Below are 23,555 nucleotides of genomic sequence, written 5' to 3' on the forward strand. Positions count from 1 at the left end.
GCTGCCAAGGCCGAGGTCGGGTTGTCTTCTCCGAGCGGGCCGCACGGCCTGCGCCGTCGCGATTTTGCGCCACCCACCGTCTCCCTGAATCCCCATGGACATGCTCGAAAACATGCGACTGTTCGTGCGCGTCGTCGAGGCCGGCAGCTTCACTGCCGTTGCCAAGGAAATCGCCGCCACCACAGCGCAGGTATCACGCGCCGTCTCGAATCTCGAGGCCCACGTTCAAACGCGCCTGCTGCACCGCACGACGCGCCATCTCGGCATGACCGAGAGCGGCCAGCGCTACTTCGAACGCGCGAAGTCGATCCTCGCCGAAATCGATCATGCGAACGCCGAGGCGCGCAACGCGCTGCTCAAACCGAGCGGCCGGATGCGGATTCATGCGATGACGGGGCTGGGGCAGAGCCATGTGGTGCCCGCCGTGGTGCGTTACCAGGAAGACAACCCCGAGGTGTCGGTCGATCTGACGCTCGCGCAGCGCATGCCGAACCTCGTCGAAGAAGGCTATGACGTTTCGATCGTGACGGCGGCGCAGTTGCCCGATTCGGGTTACGTCGCGCAGACTTGCGGCGAGAGCTGCAGCGTGCTGGTTGCGTCGCGCGATTATCTGGCGAGCCACGGCACGCCGAAGACGCCCGACGACCTGCGCAAGCATGTCTGCCTGCGGCTCGACACGCCTTCGGCGCCGGGCGGCGAGTGGCGCCTCGAAGGTGGCGACGGCGAAGAGTTGCGCTATGAATTGCCGGCGTCGCCGTTCCAGGTGAACGTGCCCGACGCACTGGCCGTGGCGTTGCGCTCGGGGCGCGGGATCGGCTCGATCGCGCTCTACACGGCGATCGAAGACCTGCGCTCGGGGCGGCTGGTGCGTGTGCTGCCGAACTATCGGCTGCACACGATCCATGTATTTGCCGTGTATGCGTCGCGCCGCTATCTCGACGCGAAGACGCGCACGTTCCTCGACCACCTGCGCACGACGCTCACGCCGGCGCTGGCCAACGATCTCGTCGAACTCGAACGGCTCGCCAGCCCGGTGGCGGCAGGCGCCTGAACTTCCGAGCATGGCTTTCGCCGCGCGCGCGTTGCCCCGAGGCCCCGCGCGTTCAGTGCGTGATCGACAGGAACAGGTAGGCCGCGAATATCGAAAGGTGCACCACGCCCTGCAGCACCGTGGTACGCCCGGTGCTGAGCGTCAGCGTGCTGACCAGCAGCGTCAGCGAGAGCAGCGCGGTTTCCATCGGGCCGACGCCGAGCGTGAGCGGCTGGCCGGTCCACACGAATACCGCGGCCACGGTCGGGATGGTCAGGCCGATGCTGGCCAGCGCGGAGCCGAGCGCGAGATTGAGGCTGGTCTGCAAGCGGTTGGCACGCGCCGCGCCCACCGCGGCCAGCCCTTCGGGCAGCAGCACCAGCGCCGCGATGACGATGCCCACCGCCGCCTCCGGCGCGCCCAACTGCGCCACGCCGCGCTCGACGGCCGGCGACAGCAGCTTCGCCAGCAGCACCACCGCCACCAGCGCGACGAACAGAAAAATCATGCTGATCAGCGCCACGTTGCGGCTCGGCGGCACCGCGTGCACGGATTCGTCTGCGCTGTCGGCCACCAGGAAGTAATCGCGGTGGCGCACCGTCTGCACGAACACGAACACGCCGTACAGCACGAGCGACGACACGCCCGCGAACGCCAGTTGCGAGGTGGAGAGTTGCGGGCCGGGCGCGGCGCTCAGGTAGTTCGGCATGACCAGCGACAGCACCGCCAGCGAGGCCAGCACGGCCAGCGCCTTGCTCGCGCCGCGCCCCTGGAAATCCTGTTCGCCGTGCTTCCAGCCGCCCACCAGCAGGCACAGCCCGACGATCCCGTTGCAGACGATCATCACCGCCGCGAACACCGTGTCGCGCGCGAGGCCGGCTTTCTCCGGGCCGGATGACAGCATCACCGAGACGATCAGCGCGACTTCGATGACCGTGACGGCGATCGCGAGCACCAGCGTGCCGAACGGCTCGCCGACGCGATGCGCGATGACCTCGGCGTGGTGGACCGCCGCGAACACCGCGCCGGCCAGCGCGGCTGCAACGAAGACGAGCGTGAATCCGCCGTCGACCGAGATCACGCGCGACAGCCCCAGCACGACCCAGGCGGCGAGCGGCGCCCAGAGGGTCCAGCGGGGCAAGGCGTTCGAGGAGTGCGGCATCGGGAATCCTGTGGTCAGGGTGAGGGCGAGGACGATTCTAGCAGGCGGGTCGCTGTGGTCGGGCCCTGCGAAAGACATAAGCCGATTGGTCGCCTTGACGAGGTCCGGGAGCGATGGCGGAATGTTTCGTTCAACGGGGCGATTCAGGCGCGAAGCGCTGCACTACAATGGCGCCGGCCCCGATTCCGAACCTCGTTCACCCTTCTTCACGCGATGATCATCGACCGTCTGATTTCTGAAATCCTGTTCGGCTTCACCGGCCTGATGGGCATCATCAATCCCTTCGGCATCGCCTTTCTGTTCCTCGAACGCACCGATTCGCTCACCGAACGGCAGCGGGCAGTGCTGGCACGCAAGGTGGCCATCAACGCCTTCATCGTGCTGCTGGTGGCGTTCTTCCTCGGCACGCCGGTGTTGCATTTCTTCGGAATTTCGATGGAAGCGCTGCGGATCGGCGGCGGCTTCGCGGTGGCCGTGTCGGGCTGGCAGATGCTGAACGCGCCCGACGTGCCGAGCACCGACGCCATCAAGCCGATCGATCCGCGCAACGTGATGGCGCGCGCGTTCTTTCCGTTGACGATCCCGCTGACGGTCGGCCCCGGCTCGATCGCCACGGCCATCGCGCTGAACGCGAACCGTACCCACAAGCTGTCGGAATTCCTGCTGTCGAGCATCGTCTCGGTGGCCGTGTCGGCGCTGGTCGCGCTGGTGATCTGGCAGACCTACAGCCGTGCCGAAGTGCTGGCGCGTTACCTCGGCGTCGAGGGCACCAAGGTTGCGCAGCGCGTGTCGGCGTTTCTGTTGTTGTGCGTGGGCGTGCAGATCATGCTGACCGGCTTCTCGGCGTTCCTGCAACCGCTGGCCGATCAGATGAAATGAGTCAGCCGCCGTGCATCGCACGCAGCGGATAGGTGAACAGCGCGAAATGGATCACATCGAAGCTCGCGTGCGCGAGCCAGGCCGCGCGCAGGCCGCCGAACCGGTAGGCAAGGCCATAGCCGATGCCGGCCAGTGTCGCCAGGCCCACCAGCACGATGCCGCCCGAGGCGTGAGCGGCACCGAATAACAGTGCCGCGATCGCCACCGCCATCCACTGGCCGCCACCCACCCGGGCGAGCCCGATTCCCAACCCGCGCTGGATCCAGCCCCGGAACAACGCTTCCTCGGCCAGCGCGACGATCAGCAGATTGTTGAGCAGCCACAGCCAGCCGAAGGTGGGCCATTTTGGCGCGAAGCTTACCGCGCCGGCGGCGAAGGCGATCGGCAGGCTGATCAGCAATACGCCTGCGGCGGCGGCCGCGCCGATCGGCGCGGCCTTGACCCAGCGCGCCGGCCGGACGGCCGAGGGCAGCACCCACAGCAGCCAGAGGCCGATCAGCGCCTTGTCTGCATTCAAATACATCGTGAACGGCACGGCGTCGGGCGTGATTGGCACGCCGTGCAACACCCGCAGGTTATGAAAGCCCGGCGCCAGATGCAGCAGCAGCGTGCCCCCGAGCAGGGTGTACAGGACGCCGGCCGCGATCCGCAGCGGCCACGCGCGGCCCGGCGCGATGGCGTAGGCGGCGATGCCGAGCCCCGCCAGCGACGCGAAGGCCGGCGGCGTGAGCAGACCGAGCACGAACGCCGAGCCATAACCGAGCAAACCGAGAATCAGGCTCGCGAACCTGAGCCGGGGGCACCACGCCAGCAGCGCGGCGGCGAAGATTGCCGCCCAGGGCAGCAGCATCGTCGTCGGGAAATCGGACATTTCTGAAGGGAGAAGTCGCGCGGGCTCACATCATAGTGCGGGAGCGGCGTTTTCTGCCGCGAACCGCGCGGCGAGCGGGCTGGTGGCGGGTGCTTCGAGGCGTCGAGGCCGCGCGCAGAGCGATGGACTGCGCGCGGCTGTCCCGGCGGAGAGCCGGGACGAGGGGCGCTCAGGCTGTGGCCTGGGGTTTCGCGCCGATCGTGAATTCGAACGTGGCCACGCCATCCACGCCGCCCGACACGCGGTCGCCCGGCTGAAGCGCGCCCACGCCGGCCGGCGTGCCGGTGAAGATCAGGTCGCCCGGCTGCAACTCGATCGCCTGTGACACATAGGCAATGATGTCGGCGATCGGCCAGATCAGGTCGGCGAGATCGCCTTGCTGGCGCGTTTCACCGTTCACGGCCAGCCAGATGCGGCCGGTCTGCGGGTGACCGATGTCGGCGGCGGCGTACAGCGGCGAGACCGGGCCGGACGCATCGAAACCCTTCGCCCAATCCCACGGCCGGCCAAGCTTCTTGGCTTCGGCCTGCAGATCGCGGCGCGTCAGGTCGACGCCCACGCCGTAGCCCCAGATATGGCCGAGCGCCTGCGCCGCGGCGATATGGCTGCCGCCCTTGCCGACCGCGATCACCAGTTCGATTTCATGATGCAGGTCCGAAGTCAGCGTCGGATAGGGCACCGTGCCTTCGGCCGGGATCACGGCGTCGGCGGGCTTGGCGAAGAAGAACGGCGGCTCGCGGGTCGGATCGGCCCCCATTTCGCGGGCGTGCTCGGCATAGTTGCGGCCGACGCAAAACACGCGGCGCAGCGGGAAGCGGGCGGTGGAGCCGGCGACGGCGACGCTGGCGGGCACCGGGAGCGGGACGACGAAATCTGCGGAACGATCGGTCATGGCGGAACTCGTTGGCTTGAAGGGTCGAGGAAAGCCGCGTGAATGCGGCATGGGTCAACGATAACAAGCGCGCCCGTACCGCGATGCGACGCAGTTGTCGACATTCTGGACAAAATTACGCTGCCCGGGTTTCTGTTCGCCAATCGACCGTCCGGCCGATGCCGTTCAGTCCGGCTTCGGCGCCTCGACGGCTTCCGGCAAGGCAGTGGCAGTCTGCAGCGGTTTTCCCTCGTCGCCGTTGGCCTCCCGGTATTCCTTCGGTGACATGCCGACGCAGGCCCGGAACCGCCGCGAAAAGTATCCTTCGTCGCGGAATCCGACATCGTGCGCGATATCGGCGATGCGCCGCGTGGTGTGGGCGAGCAGCGACTGCGCAAGGGCGATCCGGCGTTCCGTCACGAGTTCGGTGAACGTGTTGCCGGTTTCCTTGCGCAGCAGGTGCGCGAGGTAGTTCGGCGACAGGAACGCGGCTTCGGCGGTGTTCGTCAGCGTCAGCTCGCCGCTCGTCAGGTTCGCCCGAATGTGGCGCATGACACGCGCCAGCGCATCGCGGCGGCCGGCCTTTTGTGCGCCGTGGCTGTGCGCGAGCCGATCGAGCGCGCCGGCATATTGGGTGCTGACCAGCCCGATCAACTGGAGCAGATGGCCGCGCAGCAGCGTGACCGAGCCGAACGTGCGCTCGCGGTTGGCGTCGAGCATGCGCTGGGCGATCCGGCGCGCATCGTCGAACGCATCGCCGGTCAGGATGTAATCGAGCCGCTCCTGGAAGCGGAACGGCGCGAGCTCGGGCACGCGCTGCACCGGCACGTCGTCGAGATCGAGCGGATCGACGTCGAGATCGGTGCGCAGGAACGGCTGCGAGAAGTTGATGACGATGAAATGCGCGCCCGGCGGATGGGGAATCAGGTGTTCGCGAAACGGCAGGATGAACGCGAGCGCGCCGCGCGGAAACGGCCGCGTGACGCCGCCGATGCGTTGCTCGGTATCGCCGCCCAGGTTGAACTGGATCTGAAAGTACGCATGCCGGTGCGGCTCGGTGATCGCCTGCCGCGTGGTCTGGTCGCGGATATAGAAATCGAGGCGGTCGCTGCGCTCGGGCATGGCGTAGGTGCGCGGCTGCGGAGTGGCTGGCATGGCGGATAAAGCAGGGTCGTGCGGATCGAGCCCGGATGGTACAGCGGATGCGGCGTTTTGACCGAAATCATCGCGATTCTGCCGCAATGGTGGCATGAAAAGGCGAGGAATCCGTTGTGCCGACGGTCGGGCCGACGGCAGGCGGGGCCGATGCCGCATCGGCCCGCATCCAGGTGGCCTGGATTTTTGGCTACTCATTATTCCCGACGGTTTGTTGGGGGAGCGCAAGGAAGCTGATTTTTATTGGGTTTGGTGGGCGAGGCTATCCATATTTTTGGCTTTAATCAAATCTATCCCAATAAATTGAGATGAATCTTATAGCCGGTCTGTTTTCACATCCCTATACTCTGACTCCATATGTTTCGGGATATGGGTAGATTCGTCATCTTTCATTGATTTAAGAACAATCTGTTTTCTTTTATTTTTCTTGGGTCGATCGATTTTCGGCATGTCCTAAGTAGATGGCGGTATCTCAGAGCCTGTCTCTCCAGGGGTGTACGGCCACTCTTCGTAACGTTGGTTTTTTCGCTGCATGCTTTTCAGAGCCGTGTGCTCCCGTGTCATTCGCGATTCCATATCGGCGGCCGATGCGCAAAGCCTCAGTCGTTATCATCGTTGAACCGTCGCGACGGTTTCTTGGCCTTCCCGGTTGCGCATGTCATGCATCGCTGCCGTTGCTTCTTCGATTCGCTTGATGTGCCGCAGGTATATCAAAGCTGTTGGGTCAATTATTTGACGATCGGGCCGCTCTCATCCTACAGGCGCATGTGATGCCATTTTGGCATACGTTGTCGCGTCGACAATCCAATCGCATTTCCATTTGCTCGTTGCCGGAGCTGACTTCCGGCGAATTGGCGAAATAGGCTTACTAGAAGGGGAGTTTTCGCATGAACAAGACGTATCGAGTTGTATGGAACGTATCCACCAGTGTTTGGTGCGCGGTACCGGAAACAGCGCGCGGGCGTAGCAAGTCCACCACGTCCGCCAAAAAGCGGGTAGCCGTGGCTGCTGCGCTCGTCGCTGCGTCGATGGGTTCCGCCTTTGCCATGCCGAACGACGCGACCGACGATACGTCACAGGAAACCGAGCGCGCACTCGAGGATGCGAAGGGCGATGCGGTCCCCGATCAGCACGAACTGCCTTCTACGCGCGCGCTGGCGACCGACAACAGCAAGTACGTGAAGATCGATGCGGATCCGAGCGGCAACGATATTGCGTCTGCCACGGGGGCAAAGTCCATCGCGGTCGGCAGCAAGGCATTGGCCGAGGGCGAACAGTCGATTGCGATCGGCAGCAACGCGCGCGCGAGCGCGGCGGCGAGCGGGCTGGGCGGCGCAATAGCGATCGGCGGCGGCACGAAGGCGGCAGGCGACGGTGTCGCGCTTGGCGCCGGGGCAAGCGCGATGGGCGACGTCGGCGCGGTTGCCCTCGGTTCGGGTGCCAAAGCGGACGGCAAATCCTCGCTCGCATTGGGCAATGCGGCGAGGGCGAGTGGTATTCGATCCTATGCACTGGGTGGTGCAGCCGTCGCGAGTGCCAGCGGTGCGCTCGCAATCGGCCCCACGGCAAACGCTTCGGGGTCCAATGCCACCGCGATCGGCAGCATGGCCGCCGCCTCGGGAGACGATTCGATGGCGATCGGCTCCGAGGCGTCGGCAACGGCGGACGAGAGCATCGCGATCGGTGCCTATTCCGTCGCAGACCGGGATATGGCGGTATCGATCGGCGCGGAAGGTATGGAGCGCCAGATCATCAACGTCGCACGTGGCTCCGGCGGGACCGACGCGGTGAACGTCGAGCAGTTGCAGGACGTGACGAAGGTCTTCGGCGGCGGCGCGGATATCGATAAGGACGGCAACGTCAAGGCGCCGAAGTACACGATCAACGGCACGGATTATTCGAACGTTGGCGACGCCTTGGTCGCCGCGGCATCGCAGGGCGGCGAAGGAAGTGTCCAGTACGACTCGAAAGCGAAGGATTCGGTCACGCTGGGCGGTGCTGGCGTGCAACAACCGGTCGCACTGAAGAATGTGAAGGCCGGCGCGCTGACGGAAACGAGCACGGACGCAGTCAACGGTGCTCAATTGTTCGCAACGAATAAAAAGTTGGCGGACAGCGGATTGGTGGGCGACGACGGCAAGGTCTTGGCCGCCGTGACGTACGACAGCGATAAAAAAGACAAGGTGACTCTGGCCGGCGGTGCGGCCGGCACGACGCTGTCGAACGTGAAGGCCGGCAAGGCCGACATGGACGCGGTGAACATGGGCCAACTGAAGTCGACCGGGTTGATCGGCGACGATGGCGCTGCCTTGTCGGCGGTGACGTATGACGATAGCAGCAAGGGCAAGGTCACGTTGGGTGGCGGTGCATCGGGCACGACGTTGTCGAACGTGAAGGCTGGCGCGCTGACGGAAAAAAGCACGGAAGCCGTCAACGGTGCTCAATTGTTCGCGACGAACAAAAATTTGAAGGACAGCGGCTTGGTTGGCGATGACGGCAAGGTCTCGGTTGCCGTGACGTACGACAGCGACAAAAAGGACAAGGTGACTCTGGGCGGCGGTGCGGCCGGCACGACGCTGTCGAACGTGAAGGCCGGCAAGGCCGACATGGACGCAGTCAACATGGGCCAACTGAAGTCGACCGGCTTGATCGGCGACGATGGCGCTGCTTTGTCGGCGGTGACGTATGACGATAGCAGCAAGGGCAAGGTCACATTTGGTGGCGGTGCATCGGGCACGACGTTGTCGAACGTGAAGGCTGGCGCGCTGACGGAAAAAAGCACGGAAGCCGTGGTGGGTTCGCAGCTGTTCGCGACGAACAAGGACATTGGCGACCTGAAGGATTCCCTGAAGGACGGCGGCGTGATCGACCCGACGACGGGCAAGTCGTTGGCCGTCGTCTATGACGACGCGACCAAGAGCAAGGTTTCGCTGAAGGGTAGTGCGGGCACGACGCTGAAGAACGTGAACGCAGGTGTCGATGACAAGGACGCGGTGAACGTGTCGCAGCTGAAGGGTGCTGGCCTGATCGGCGACGACGGCAAGGCGCTTGCTGCGGTGACGTACGACGGTCCCGAGAAGGACAAGGCAACATTGGCGGGCAAGACCGGCACGACGTTGTCGAATGTGAAGGCCGGTAAGGCCGACATGGACGCAGTCAACATGGGCCAACTGAAGTCGACCGGCTTGATCGGCGACGATGGCGCTGCCTTGTCGGCGGTGACATATGACGATAGCAGCAAGGGCAAGGTCACATTGGGTGGCGGTGCATCGGGCACGACGTTGTCGAACGTGAAGGCCGGCGCGCTGACGGAAAAAAGCACGGAAGCCGTAGTGGGCTCGCAGTTGTTCGCGACGAACAAGGACATTGGCGACCTGAAGGATTCCCTGAAGGACGGCGGCGTGATCGATCCGACGACGGGCGAGTCGTTGGCTGTCGTCTATGACGACGCGACCAAGGGCAAGGCGTCGCTGAAGGGCGGCAAGACCGGCACGACGTTGAGCAATGTGAAGGCCGGCACGGCCGACATGGACGCGGTGAACGTATCCCAACTGAAATCGTCAGGCCTGATCGGCGAAGACGGCGCGGCCTTGTCGGCCGTGACGTACGACGACGAGAGCAAGGGCAAGGTCTCGCTTGGCGGCACCGGGGGTACGACGTTGTCGAACGTGAAGGCGGGTGCGCTGACAGCGAAAAGCACCGAAGCCGTGAACGGTTCGCAACTGTTCGCGACGAACCAGAACGTTGGCGATCTGCAGGATTCGCTTAAGGAAAGCGGCTTGGTGGGCGAGGACGGTACGGTCTCGGTTGCCGTGACGTACGACAGCGATAAAAAAGACCAGGTGTCGCTGAAGGGCGGCAAGACCGGCACGACGTTGAGCAACGTGAAGGCCGGCAAGGCCGACATGGACGCGGTGAACGTATCCCAACTGAAATCGTCAGGCCTGATCGGCGACGACGGCGCGGCCTTGTCGGCCGTGACGTACGACGACGAAAGCAAGGGGAAGGTCACGCTCGGCGGGACTGGGGGTACGACGTTGTCGAACGTGAAGGCGGGTGCGCTGACGGCGAAAAGCACCGAAGCCGTGAACGGTTCGCAACTGTTCGCGACGAACCAGAATGTTGGCGATCTGCAGGATTCGCTGAAGGAAAGCGGCTTGGTGGGCGAGGACGGTACGGTCTCGGTTGCCGTGACGTACGACAGCGATAAAAAAGACCAGGTGTCGCTGAAGGGCGGCAAGACCGGCACGACGCTGAGCAACGTGAAGGCCGGCAAGGCCGACATGGACGCGGTCAACGTATCCCAACTGAAGTCGTCGGGTCTGATCGACGAAGACGGCGCGGCCTTGTCGGCCGTGACGTACGACGACGAGAGCAAGGGCAATGTCACGCTTGGCGGCACCGGGGGTACGACGTTGTCGAACGTGAAGGCGGGTGCGCTGACGGCGAACAGCACCGAAGCCGTGAACGGTTCGCAGTTGTTCGCGACGAACAAAAACGTCGGCGATCTGCAGGATTCGCTGAAGGACAGCGGCTTGGTGGGCGATGACGGCGCAGCCTTGGTTGCTGTGACGTACGACAGCGATAAGAAAGACAAGGTGTCGCTGAAGGGCGGCAAGACCGGGACGACGTTGTCGAACGTGAAGGCAGGCGCTGCCGACATGGACGCGGTGAACGTGTCGCAACTGAAGTCGACGGGCTTGATCGGCGACGACGGCAAGTCGCGTGCTGCGGTGTTGTACGACCAGGATAAGGACGGCAACGCGAATTACGCGTCGGTAACGCTGGGCAAGGCCGGTGGCCCGGTGGGTCTGCACAACGTGGCGGCAGGTACGACTGCAACCGATGCGGTGAACGTGTCGCAACTGAAGGGTGTGACGGATGCGCTGGGTGGTGAAGCCGCGGTTGGGGCTGACGGCAAGGTCAAGGCACCGTCGTACAAGGTCGGCGATGACCACTTCGACAACGTGGGAGACGCGCTCGAAGCGACGGCGAAGCTGGCCGGCGGCACCGATCCGAACGGTGTGATCTACGACAGCAGCAAGCATGACAAGGTGACGTTGGCTGGCAAGACCGGCACGACGCTGAAGAACGTGAACGCGGGTGTCGACGACAAGGACGCGGTGAACGTGTCGCAGTTGAAGGGTGCTGGCCTGATCGGTGATGACGGCAAGGCGGTCGCTGCGGTGACGTACGACGGTCCCGCGAAGGACAAGGTGACGTTGGCTGGAGCGAGCGGCACGACGCTGTCGAACGTGAAGGCCGGCGCGCTGACAGAAACGAGCACGGACGCAGTCAACGGTGCTCAATTGTTCGCCACGAACAAAAATTTGAAAGATAGCGGCTTGGTGGGCGATGACGGCAAGGTTTCGGTTGCCGTGACGTACGACAGCGATAAAAAGGACAAGGCGACTCTGGCCGGCGGTGCGGCCGGCACGACGCTGTCGAACGTGAAGGCCGGTAAGGCCGACATGGACGCGGTGAACGTGGGCCAACTGAAGTCGACCGGGTTGATCGGCGACGATGGCGCTGCCTTGTCGGCCGTGACGTATGACGATGCCAGCAAGGGCAAGGTCACGCTGAAGGGTAGTTCGGGCACGACGCTGAAGAACGTGAACGCGGGTGTCGATGACAAGGACGCGGTGAACGTGTCGCAGTTGAAGGGTGCTGGCCTGATCGGCGACGACGGCAAGGCGGTCGCTGCGGTGACGTACGACGGTCCCGCGAAGGACAAGGTGACGTTGGCTGGAGCGAGTGGCACGACGCTGTCGAACGTGAAGGCCGGCGCGCTGACGGAAACGAGCACGGACGCAGTCAACGGTGCTCAATTGTTCGCCACGAACAAAAATTTGAAAGATAGCGGCTTGGTGGGCGATGACGGCAAGGTCTCGGTTGCCGTAACGTACGACAGCGATAAAAAGGACAAGGCGACTCTGGCCGGCGGTGCGGCCGGCACGACGCTGTCGAACGTGAAGGCCGGCAAGGCCGACATGGACGCGGTGAACGTGGGCCAACTGAAGTCGACCGGGTTGATCGGCGACGATGGCGCTGCCTTGTCGGCCGTGACGTATGACGATGCCAGCAAGGGCAAGGTCACGCTGAAGGGTAGTTCGGGCACGACGCTGAAGAACGTGAATGCGGGTGTCGACGACAAGGACGCGGTGAACGTTTCGCAGTTGAAGGGGGCTGGCCTGATTGGCGACGACGGCAAGGCGATCGCTGCGGTGACGTACGACGGCCCCGCGAAGGACAAGGTGACGTTCGCTGGAACGGCAGGCACGACGTTGTCGAACGTGAAGGCCGGCGCGTTGACGGAAAAAAGCACGGAAGCCGTGGTGGGTTCGCAGTTGTTCGCGACGAACAAGGACATCGGCGATCTGAAGGATTCGCTGAAGGACGGCGGCGTGATCGACCCATCGACGGGCGAATCGTTGGCCGTCGTCTATGACGACGCGACGAAGGGCAAGGTCTCGCTGAAGGGTGGCAAGACCGGCACGACGCTGACCAACGTCAAGGCCGGCGCGATCTCGGTTTCGAGCACCGACGCAGTGAATGGCTCGCAACTGTTCGGGCTGGCGTCGAGCGTGGCGGATTCGCTTGGCGGTGCAGCCGGCGTCGGTGCGGATGGCAAGATCACGGCGCCGGCATACAAGGTCGGCGACAAAACGTACGACAACGTGGGCGATGCGATCGCAGCGGCTGCCGCTACCGGCAGTGGTGGTGGCACCGATGAAAATGCCGTTCAGTACGACGACAAGAACAAGTCGGCCGTTACGCTGGGTACCAAGAAAGCCAGCAGCCCGGTTGCATTGAAGAATATCGCGACGGGCGTTGCCGACACGGATGCCGTGAATGTCGGTCAGTTGAACGACGCCACGGACGAGATCAGGGACGGTCTGAAAGACGGTTCGCTGGAAATGAAGTACATCAAGGTCAAGTCGACGGGCAGTCAGGCCATAGCATCGGGAGCCGATTCAGTTGCGATCGGCAGTGCCGCCAGCGCACGTACGGAGAATACCGTTGCAATCGGCACGGGTTCGCGCGCGAACGGGAAAAACTCGGTAGCGGTTGGATATGGCTCGGCGGCATTGGAAGCCAACACGTTCGCGGTAGGCAGTACCGGGGGAGAGCGCCGTATCGTTAATGTCGCAGCGGGCACGGACGACACCGATGCCGTGAACCTGAAGCAACTTCATGATGCGATGAGTACGGTAAGTCAGAAAGCGCGAAGTTTCCTCCCGCAGTCGCGCGCAGCAGCCCTCGAACCGAAGACTGGCTTCATCGTGGCTGATGGCGGGCCGGTCTCCACTTCGGAAAATGTTGCGTATGTCGCACCAAATTTGAGTGGCTCTGCACTGGCCATGGGGATCTCTAGCACCAGCGATGGTAGCGACACTGTATCGGTAGGTATTGGTACGGCGGCTTACGGTGACAACTCGGTTGCATTTGGTGTTGGAGCGCAGACTCTGATCAAGAAGCATGACGCCGTTGCCATCGGCAACAATGTCGTGACCGGCGCCAACTATGCCGTAGCGATTGGTACGGAGCGGGTTTCCGCCAATGGCGATTATTCCCTGGCACTTGGTTCGGAGGATGCGCAGGCGATTGGAGACGGATCGATCGCGATCGGTCGCACGGCGCAATCGCGAGCAAGAGCTACCGATGGTGTGGCTATCGGTACGAATTCGGCGGTGGAGATTGGCGTCACCGGTGGTATCGCGTTGGGCGCAGACGCGGTTGTGAAAGGAGGAAATCTCAACGGCGTTGCCCTTGGTTCCGACTCGGTCGCCGATCGTGGAAACGCGCTGTCGATTGGATCAAAATCGGTGCAGCGCCAGATCATCAATGTGGCAGCCGGCACGGCGCCGACTGATGCGGTGAACGTGTCGCAGCTGACGGGCGTGACGGACGCGCTGGGCGGCGAAGCCGCGGTCGGGCCTGACGGCAAGATCAAGGCGCCGACGTATGAGTTGGGCGGAAAGACGTACCACAACGTTGGCGATGCATTGAAGGCCGCGGCCGCGAGCGGTGGTGGCGGACCGGACATCGATGCGGTTCTCTACGACAAGGATTCGAGCCAGGGCACGGTCACGTTGGCTGGAGCGACGGGCACGACGCTGAAGAACGTGAACGCAGGCGTTGATGACAAGGACGCGGTGAACGTGTCGCAGTTGAAGGGTGCTGGCCTGATCGGCGACGACGGCAAGGCGCTTGCTGCGGTGACGTACGATGGTCCCGCGAAGGACAAGGTGACGCTGGCGGGCAAGACCGGTACGACGTTGTCGAACGTGAATGCAGGTAAGGCCGACAAGGATGCGGTGAACGTGTCGCAGTTGAAGGATGCCGGCCTGATCGGTGACGACGGCAAGTCGCTTGCGGCGGTGACGTACGACGGTCCCGATAAGGACAAGGTGACGCTGGCGGGCAAGACCGGCACGACGCTGTCGAACGTGAATGCAGGTAAGGCCGACAAGGATGCGGTGAACGTGTCGCAACTGAAGGATGCCGGCTTGATCGGCGACGACGGCAAGTCGCTTGCGGCCGTGACGTACGACGGTCCGGACAAGGACAAGGTGACGTTGGCTGGAACGAGCGGCACGACGCTGTCGAACGTGAAGGCAGGTGCTGCCGACATGGACGCGGTGAACGTTTCGCAACTGAAGTCGTCGGGCTTGATCGGTGACGATGGCAAGTCGCGCGCTGCGGTGTTGTACGACCAGGACAAGAACGGCAAGGCGAATTACGCGTCGGTAACGCTGGGCAAGACCGGTGTGCCGGTGGGTCTGCACAACGTGGCGGCAGGCACGGCAGGAACCGATGCGGTGAACGTGTCGCAACTGACGGGCGTGACGGATGCGCTGGGTGGCGAAGCCGCGGTTGGGGCTGACGGCAAGATCACGGCGCCGACGTACAAGATTGGCGATGACACCTTCGACAATGTGGGAGACGCGCTCGAAGCGACGGCGAAGCTGGCGAGTGGCACCGATCCGAACGGCGTGATCTACGACAGCAGCAAGCATGACAAGGTGACGTTGGCTGGCAAGGACGGCACGACGCTGTCGAACGTGAATGCAGGTAAGGCCGACAAAGACGCGGTGAACGTGTCGCAGCTGAAGGATGCTGGCCTGATCGGTGACGACGGCAAGTCGCGCGCCGCGGTGACGTACGACGGTATCGAGAAGGATAAGGTGACGTTGGCTGGAACGACGGGCACGACGCTGAAGAACGTGAACGCAGGCGTTGATGACAAAGACGCGGTGAACGTTTCGCAGTTGAAGGATGCCGGCCTGATCGGCGATGGCGGCAAGGCGCTTGCGGCCGTGACGTACGACGGTATCGAGAAGGACAAGGTGACGTTGGCTGGAACGAGCGGTACGACGCTGTCGAACGTGAAGGCGGGTGCTGCCGACATGGACGCAGTGAACGTGTCGCAACTGAAGTCGTCGGGCTTGATCGGCGACGACGGCAAGTCGCGTGCTGCGGTGTTGTACGACCAGGACAAGAACGGCAAGGCGAATTACGCGTCGGTAACGCTGGGCAAGACCGGTGTGCCGGTGGGTCTGCACAACGTGGCGGCAGGCACGGCAGGAACCGACGCGGTGAACGTGTCGCAACTGACGGGCGTGACGGATGCGCTGGGCGGCGAAGCCGCGGTTGGGGCTGACGGCAAGATCAAGGCGCCGACGTACAAGATTGGCGATGACACCTTCGACAACGTGGGAGACGCGCTCGAAGCGACGGCGAAGCTGGCGAATGGCACCGATCCGAACGGCGTGATCTACGACAGCAGCAAGCATGACAAGGTGACGTTGGCTGGCAAGGACGGCACGACGCTGTCGAACGTAAATGCAGGTAAGGCCGACAAGGATGCGGTAAACGTGTCGCAGTTGAAGGATGCCGGCCTGATCGGTGGCGACGGCAAGGCGCTTGCCGCGGTGACGTACGACGGTCCCGAGAAGGACAAGGTGACGTTGGCGGGCAAGACCGGCACGACGCTGTCGAACGTGAATGCAGGTAAGGCCGACAAGGATGCGGTGAACGTATCGCAACTGAAGGATGCCGGCCTGATCGGCGATGGCGGCAAGGCGCTTGCGGCCGTGACGTACGACGGTATCGAGAAGGACAAGGTGACGTTGGCTGGAACGAGCGGTACGACGCTGTCGAACGTGAAGGCGGGTGCTGCCGACATGGACGCAGTGAACGTGTCGCAACTGAAGTCGTCGGGCTTGATCGGCGACGACGGCAAGTCGCGTGCTGCGGTGTTGTACGACCAGGACAAGAACGGCAAGGCGAATTACGCGTCGGTAACGCTGGGCAAGACCGGTGTGCCGGTGGGTCTGCACAACGTGGCGGCAGGCACGGCAGGAACCGACGCGGTGAACGTGTCGCAACTGACGGGCGTGACGGATGCGCTGGGCGGCGAAGCCGCGGTTGGGGCTGACGGCAAGATCAAGGCGCCGACGTACAAGATTGGCGATGACACCTTCGACAACGTGGGAGACGCGCTCGAAGCGACGGCGAAGCTGGCGAATGGCACCGATCCGAACGGCGTGATCTACGACAGCAGCAAGCATGACAAGGTGACGTTGGCTGGCAAGGACGGCACGACGCTGTCGAACGTAAATGCAGGTAAGGCCGACAAGGATGCGGTAAACGTGTCGCAGTTGAAGGATGCCGGCCTGATCGGTGGCGACGGCAAGGCGCTTGCCGCGGTGACGTACGACGGTCCCGAGAAGGACAAGGTGACGTTGGCGGGCAAGACCGGCACGACGCTGTCGAACGTGAATGCAGGTAAGGCCGACAAGGATGCGGTGAACGTATCGCAACTGAAGGATGCCGGCTTGATCGGCGACGACGGCAAGTCGGTTGCGGCAGTGACGTACGACGGTCCGGACAAGGACAAGGTGACGTTGGCTGGAACGAGCGGCACGACGCTGTCGAACGTGAAGGCAGGTGCTACCGACATGGACGCGGTGAACGTTTCGCAACTGAAGTCGTCGGGCTTGATCGGCGATGACGGCAAGTCGCGTGCTGCGGTGTTGTACGACCAGGACAAGGACGGCAAGGCGAATTACGCGTCGGTAACGCTGGGCAAGACCGGCGTGCCGGTAGGTCTGCACAACGTGGCGGCAGGCACGGCAGGAACCGACGCGGTGAACGTGTCGCAACTGACGGGCGTGACGGATGCGCTGGGCGGCGAAGCCGCGGTTGGGGCTGACGGCAAGATCAAGGCACCGACGTACACGATTGGAAAGAAGAACTACGACAACGTGGGTGATGCGCTGAAGGCGGCGGCGGAAACGGCGGACGATAACGCGGTGCATTACGACGCGGGTTCCGACAAGGCCACCGTTACGTTGGCTGGCAAGGACGGCACGACGCTGAAGAACGTGAACGCAGGCGTTGATGACAAGGACGCGGTGAACGTTTCGCAGTTGAAGGGTGCTGGCCTGATCGGCGACGACGGCAAGGCGCTTGCCGCGGTGACGTACGACGGTCCCGCGAAGGACAAGGTGACGTTGGCGGGCAAGACCGGCACGACGCTGTCGAACGTGAATGCAGGTAAGGCCGACAAAGACGCGGTGAACGTGTCGCAGCTGAAGGATGCCGGCCTGATCGGTGACGACGGCAAGTCGCGCGCCGCGGTGACGTACGACGGTATCGAGAAGGATAAGGTGACGTTGGCTGGAACGACGGGCACGACGCTGAAGAACGTGAACGCAGGCGTTGATGACAAAGACGCGGTGAACGTTTCGCAGCTGAAGGATGCCGGCCTGATCGGCGATGGCGGCAAGGCGCTTGCGGCAGTGACGTACGACGGTATCGAGAAGGACAAGGTGACGTTGGCTGGAACGAGCGGCACGACGCTGTCGAACGTGAAGGCAGGTGCTGCCGACATGGACGCGGTGAACGTTTCGCAACTGAAGTCGTCGGGCTTGATCGGTGACGATGGCAAGTCGCGCGCTGCGGTGTTGTACGACCAGGACAAGAACGGCAAGGCGAATTACGCGTCGGTAACGCTGGGCAAGACCGGCGTGCCGGTGGGTCTGCACAACGTGGCGGCAGGCACGGCAGGAACCGATGCGGTGAACGTGTCGCAACTGACGGGCGTGACGGATGCGCTGGGTGGCGAAGCCGCGGTTGGGGCTGACGGCAAGATCAAGGCACCGACGTACACGATTGGAAAGAAGGACTATGACAACGTGGGTGATGCGCTGAAGGCAGCGGCGGAAACGGCGGATGAGAACGCGGTGCATTACGACGCGGGTTCCGACAAGGCCACCGTTACGTTGGCTGGCAAGGACGGCACGACGCTGAAGAACGTGAACGCAGGCGTTGATGACAAGGACGCGGTGAACGTTTCGCAGTTGAAGGGTGCTGGCCTGATCGGCGACGACGGCAAGGCGCTTGCTGCGGTGACGTACGACGGTCCGGCGAAGGACAAGGTGACGTTGGCTGGAGCGACCGGGACGACGCTGTCGAACGTGAATGCAGGTAAGGCCGACAAGGATGCGGTGAACGTTTCGCAGTTGAAGGATGCCGGCCTGATCGGCGGCGACGGCAAGGCGCTTGCGGCAGTGACGTACGACGGTCCCGAGAAGGACAAGGTGACGCTGGCGGGCAAGACCGGTACGACGTTGTCGAACGTGAATGCAGGTAAGGCCGACAAGGATGCGGTGAACGTTTCGCAGCTGAAGGATGCCGGCCTGATTGGCGACGACGGCAAGTTGCTTGCGGCGGTGACGTACGACGGTCCCGAGAAGGACAAGGTGACGTTGGCTGGAACGAGCGGCACGACGCTGTCGAACGTGAAGGCAGGTGCTGCCGACATGGACGCGGTGAACGTGTCACAACTGAAGTCGTCGGGCTTGATCGGCGACGACGGCAAGTCGCGCGCTGCGGTGTTGTACGACCAGGACAAGGACGGCAAGGCGAATTACGCGTCGGTAACGTTGGATAAAAATGGCACGACGCTGAAGAACGTGAACGCGGGCGTTGATGCAAAGGACGCGGTGAACGTTTCGCAGCTGAAAGATGCCGGCCTGATCGGCGATGGCGGCAAGGCGCTTGCGGCAGTGACGTACGACGGTCCGGAGAAGGACAAGGTGACGTTGGCTGGAACGAGCGGCACGACGTTGTCGAACGTGAATGCAGGTAAGGCCGACAAGGACGCGGTAAACGTTTCGCAGTTGAAGGATGCCGGCCTGATCGGCGACGACGGCAAGGCGCTTGCGGCAGTGACGTACGACGGTCCCGCGAAGGACAAGGTGACGTTCGCTGGAACGACTGGCACGACGTTGTCGAACGTGAACGCAGGTACGGCCGACAAGGACGCGGTGAACGTGTCGCAACTGAAGTCGTCGGGCTTGATCGGTGACGATGGCAAGTCGCGCGCTGCGGTGTTGTACGACCAGGACAAGGACGGCAACGCGAATTACGCGTCGATAACGCTGAACAAGGATGGCACGACGCTGAAGAACGTGAACGCAGGCGTTGATGACAAGGACGCGGTGAACGTTTCGCAGTTGAAGGACGCCGGCCTGATTGGTGACGACGGCAAGTCGGTTGCGGCAGTGACGTACGACGGTCCCGAGAAGGACAAGGTGACGTTGGCTGGAACGAGCGGCACGACGCTGTCGAACGTGAAGGCAGGTGCTGCCGACATGGACGCAGTGAATGTTTCGCAACTGAAGTCGTCGGGCTTGATCGGCGACGACGGCAAGTCGCGTGCTGCGGTGTTGTACGACCAGGACAAGGACGGCAAGGCGAATTACGCGTCGGTAACGCTGGGCAAGACCGGTGTGCCGGTGGGTCTGCACAACGTGGCGGCAGGCACGGCAGGAACCGATGCGGTGAACGTGTCGCAACTGACGGGCGTGACGGATGCGCTGGGCGGCAAAGCGGCAGTCGGGTCGGACGGCAAGATCAAGGCGCCGGAGTACAAGGTCGGCGATGGCTTATACGACAACGTGGGGGATGCGCTGGAAGCGACGGCGAAGCTGGCGAGCGGCACGGATCCGAACGGCGTGGTGTACGACACCACCAAGCAGGACAAGGTCACGCTGACGGGTAAGGATGGTACGACGCTGTCGAACGTGAATGCAGGTAAGGCCGACAAGGATGCGGTGAACGTGTCGCAACTGAAGGATGCCGGCCTGATCGGCGACGACGGCAAGGCGCTTGCGGCGGTGACGTACGACGGCCCCGAGAAGGACAAGGTGTCGTTGGCCGGCAAGGACGGCACGACGCTGTCGAACGTGAAGGCAGGTGCTGCCGACATGGACGCGGTGAACGTGTCGCAACTGAAGTCGTCGGGTCTGATCGGTGACGATGGCAAGTCGCGTGCTGCGGTGTTGTACGACCAGGACAAGGACGGCAACGCGAATTACGCGTCGGTAACGCTGGACAAGGACGGCACGACGCTGAAGAACGTGAACGCAGGCGTTGATGACAAGGACGCGGTGAACGTTTCGCAGCTGAAGGGTGCCGGCCTGATCGGCGACGACGGCAAGGCGCTTGCCGCAGTGACGTACGACGGTCCCGAGAAGGATAAGGTGACTTTGGCTGGCAAGGACGGCACGACGCTGAAGAACGTGAACGCAGGCGTTGACGAAAAGGACGCGGTAAACGTTTCGCAACTGAAGGATGCCGGCCTGATCGGCGACGACGGCAAGTCGCTTGCGGCGGTGACGTACGACGGTCCCGAAAAGGACAAGGTGTCGTTGGCTGGCAAGGATGGCACGACGCTGTCGAACGTGAAGGCAGGTGCTGCCGACATGGACGCGGTGAACGTGTCGCAACTGAAGTCGTCGGGTCTGATCGGCGACGATGGCAAGTCGCGCGCTGCGGTGTTGTACGACCAGGACAAGGACGGCAAGGCGAATTACGCGTCGGTAACGCTGGACAAGGACGGCACGACGCTGAAGAACGTGAACGCCGGCGTTGATGAAAAGGACGCGGTCAACGTTTCGCAGTTGAAGGATGCCGGCCTGATTGGCGACGGTGGCAAGGCGCTTGCCGCAGTGACGTACGACGGTCCCGAGAAGGACACGGTGACGTTGGCTGGAACGGCAGGCACGACGCTGAAGAACGTGAACGCGGGCGTTGATGACAAGGATGCGGTGAACGTTTCGCAGCTGAAGTCGTCGGGTTTGATCGGCGACGACGGCAAGGCGCTTGCGGCGGTGACGTACGACGGTCCCGAGAAGGACAAGGTGTCGTTGGCCGGCAAGGATGGCACGACGCTGTCGAACGTGAAGGCGGGTGCTGCCGACATGGACGCGGTGAACGTTTCGCAGCTGAAGGATGCTGGCCTGATCGGAGACGACGGCAAGGCACTGTCGGCGGTGACATACGATGCCGATTCGAACCAGTCCAAGGTGACGCTTGCCGGTGCCAACGGCACGACGTTGTCGAATGTTGCCGATGGCGTGGCCGACAAGGATGCAGTGAACGTATCGCAGATGAAGTCTGCCGGCCTGATCGGCGATGGTGGCAAGACGCTCGCCGCCGTGACGTACGACCAAGGTAAGGACGGCAATCCGGACTACAGCTCGGTGACGTTCGGCAAGGTCGACACGGCAGTCGGTCTGCATAACGTCGCGGCAGGTATCGCCGCTACCGATGCCGTCAATGTCAGCCAACTGTCCGGCGTGACCGATGCGTTCGGTGGGGGTGCGAAGATCGATCCGACGACCGGAGCGGTCGTGGCGCCGACCTACGATATCGGTGGCAATACGTATCACAACGTCGGGGATGCGCTGACGGACATCGATGGCCGCGTCAAGGACATCCAGGGCAACATCGGCGATGTGGCAAATATGGCAGGTATGGTTGCCTACGATCGGAATGCGGACAAAACCATCAACTTCGGTTCGGTAACGCTGGGCAACGGTCAGTCGGCAGGGCCGGTACATTTGACCAACGTTGCTGATGGCACCACCACGTACGATGCCGTCAACTACGGCCAGTTGTCGGCGCTGTCGGATCGTGTCGATGACCTCGACGACCGACTGGGCGCAGTGACGATCCCTGGCGAGCCGGGGGGGGGCAGTGCGAACAACGACCTGATCAGCGGCACCGGTGGTCATGCTGCGGAGAAGGGCGATGTTGTCGCCGCGAATGCGGGCAATGGCAACGGCAACGTCGCCGTGGGTTCCGGTTCGCGTGTATCCGATGGCGTCAACGACGGCACGGCGATGGGCTCCGGTACGCAGGTCAAGTCGAGCGGCGGTACGGCGATCGGCGAAGGCGCGAAGGTTGGCAGCGGCGCTGAAAACTCGGTGGCGCTGGGCAAAGGCTCGGTGGCGAACGAGGCCAATACCGTGTCGGTCGGCGCGGCAGGCGAAGAGCGCCGGATCGTCAACATTGCGGACGGTGTGAATGCCACCGATGCGGTCAACAAGGGGCAGATGGATCGTGCCATGGGCGGCATGCGCGGCCAGATCAACGATCTGTCCAAGAACGCCTACTCGGGTATCGCGGCAGCCACTGCGCTGACGATGATTCCGGGCGTCGATCCGGGCAAGAACCTGTCGTTCGGCGTTGCCGGTGCATCGTACAAGGGTTATCAGGCCGTGGCGCTGGGTGGTGAAGCCCGTATCACGGAAAACCTGAAGCTCCGTGCTGGTGTCGGCCTGGCGAGTGGCGGTAACACGTTCGGCGTGGGCGCGTCGTATCAGTGGTAATTGCTGGATGGGCAAGGTGCTTTCTTGACGCCTTGCTCACACTGCTCCCGGAACTTCGCCAGTCGTGCGCGTTCCGGGGCAGTGCCCCTTCGCTCAATTAGCGTTTCACTCCATTCGTCCATTTTCTTTGCCCGCTCCGGCGGGCCATTCTAATCATGAAGATTTCCACTTTTTGGCTTGGTGGCCTGGTTGCGGCCACGAGCTTGCTTCTCGGCGCTTGCGCAACGCAATCCGGACCGACTTACAGCATCCACGCAGTGAATCTGCCCAATAAGCCCGGCGCAGCATTCCGTGTGACATGCGGCGGCTTGTTGTCCAGTACCCGGCAATGCGAATCTGCCGCCAATAAGTTCTGCGAGGATAAAGGCATCACGGTGTTGCAAGCGATCGACGGCGTCGCCCACAACGAAGCAAAACTGGATCCTCGCGAACTGACCTTCACCTGCGGTGCACCGAAGCCGGCTCCTGTTGCTCGTCCGGCACCGCCGCCCCCGCCGCCGCCCCCGCCGCCGGTTGTGAAGCGCGAAGTGCTGCTGCAGGGCGGCGCAAACTTCGCGTTCGACAGCGCCGTGCTGATGCCGAACGCACGGGCCCGCCTCGACAGCTTCGTCCAGGCCAACCGCGGCAATGCGTTCAGCCGAGTCACCGTGCTTGGCCATACCGATTCGACCGGACCGGCCGCTCACAATCTGAAACTGTCCCAGGAACGCGCACTGTCGGTTGTGAGCTACCTGCGGACTGCCGGGTTGAACGCGCAACTGTTCTCTGCTCGAGGTGTCGGTGCTGCTGAACCGGTTGCATCGAACACTACGGCGGAAGGGCGCGCGCTGAATCGCCGCGTCGAAATACAAATCGAAAAGTAGTAGCAGGTCGAAGGCTGTTGCCTTCGATGAACCGTT

8 protein-coding genes are annotated in these 23,555 nt (G+C 63.1%); 4 read left to right on the plus strand and 4 right to left on the minus strand.

All coding sequences use genetic code 11. From position 1 onward, the window contains the following. Nucleotides 1-94 precede the first annotated feature (94 nt). On the plus strand, nucleotides 95-1,051 hold the full coding sequence (locus tag AB4851_RS12740; protein WP_414447497.1) for a LysR family transcriptional regulator: 957 nt from the start codon (nucleotides 95-97) through the stop codon (nucleotides 1,049-1,051). A gap of 52 nt (nucleotides 1,052-1,103) precedes the next feature. Here the strand turns inward: AB4851_RS12740 and AB4851_RS12745 are convergent, their stop codons facing one another. Beyond that, nucleotides 1,104-2,192 (minus strand): calcium:proton antiporter, encoded by a 1,089-nt coding sequence (locus AB4851_RS12745; protein ID WP_414447498.1) that lies wholly within the window; start codon nucleotides 2,190-2,192, stop codon nucleotides 1,104-1,106. Between the two features lie 213 nt (nucleotides 2,193-2,405). On the opposite strand from AB4851_RS12745, the gene AB4851_RS12750 reads away from it, so the two are divergent. Further along, entirely contained in the window at nucleotides 2,406-3,071 is a 666-nt protein-coding gene (locus AB4851_RS12750; RefSeq protein ID WP_414447499.1) for a MarC family protein, read from the plus strand. Nucleotide 3,072: 1 nt separating this feature from the next. Here the strand turns inward: AB4851_RS12750 and AB4851_RS12755 are convergent, their stop codons facing one another. From AB4851_RS12755 to AB4851_RS12765, 3 genes are all read right to left on the minus strand, one after another. Then, the gene (locus AB4851_RS12755; RefSeq protein WP_414447500.1) at nucleotides 3,073-3,942 is read right to left on the minus strand and encodes a lysostaphin resistance A-like protein; all 870 of its coding nucleotides are present in this window, start codon (nucleotides 3,940-3,942) and stop codon (nucleotides 3,073-3,075) included. Between the two features lie 169 nt (nucleotides 3,943-4,111). Then, entirely contained in the window at nucleotides 4,112-4,834 is a 723-nt protein-coding gene (locus tag AB4851_RS12760; RefSeq protein ID WP_414447501.1) for a fumarylacetoacetate hydrolase family protein, read from the minus strand. Between the two features lie 165 nt (nucleotides 4,835-4,999). Then, nucleotides 5,000-5,968: a helix-turn-helix transcriptional regulator gene (locus AB4851_RS12765; RefSeq protein ID WP_414447502.1), complete on the minus strand. Its 969-nt coding sequence runs from the start codon at nucleotides 5,966-5,968 to the stop codon at nucleotides 5,000-5,002. Nucleotides 5,969-6,855: 887 nt separating this feature from the next. Here AB4851_RS12765 and AB4851_RS12770 point away from each other — a divergent pair. After that, nucleotides 6,856-22,656: a YadA-like family protein gene (locus AB4851_RS12770; RefSeq protein WP_414447503.1), complete on the plus strand. Its 15,801-nt coding sequence runs from the start codon at nucleotides 6,856-6,858 to the stop codon at nucleotides 22,654-22,656. A 155-nt stretch (nucleotides 22,657-22,811) separates the two neighbouring features. After that, nucleotides 22,812-23,519, plus strand: coding sequence for an OmpA family protein (locus AB4851_RS12775; protein WP_414447504.1), 708 nt, complete (start codon nucleotides 22,812-22,814; stop codon nucleotides 23,517-23,519). The last annotated feature ends 36 nt before the right edge of the window (nucleotides 23,520-23,555 follow it).

Source organism: Burkholderia sp. 22PA0099 (assembly GCF_047497165.1).
Classification (GTDB): domain Bacteria; phylum Pseudomonadota; class Gammaproteobacteria; order Burkholderiales; family Burkholderiaceae; genus Burkholderia.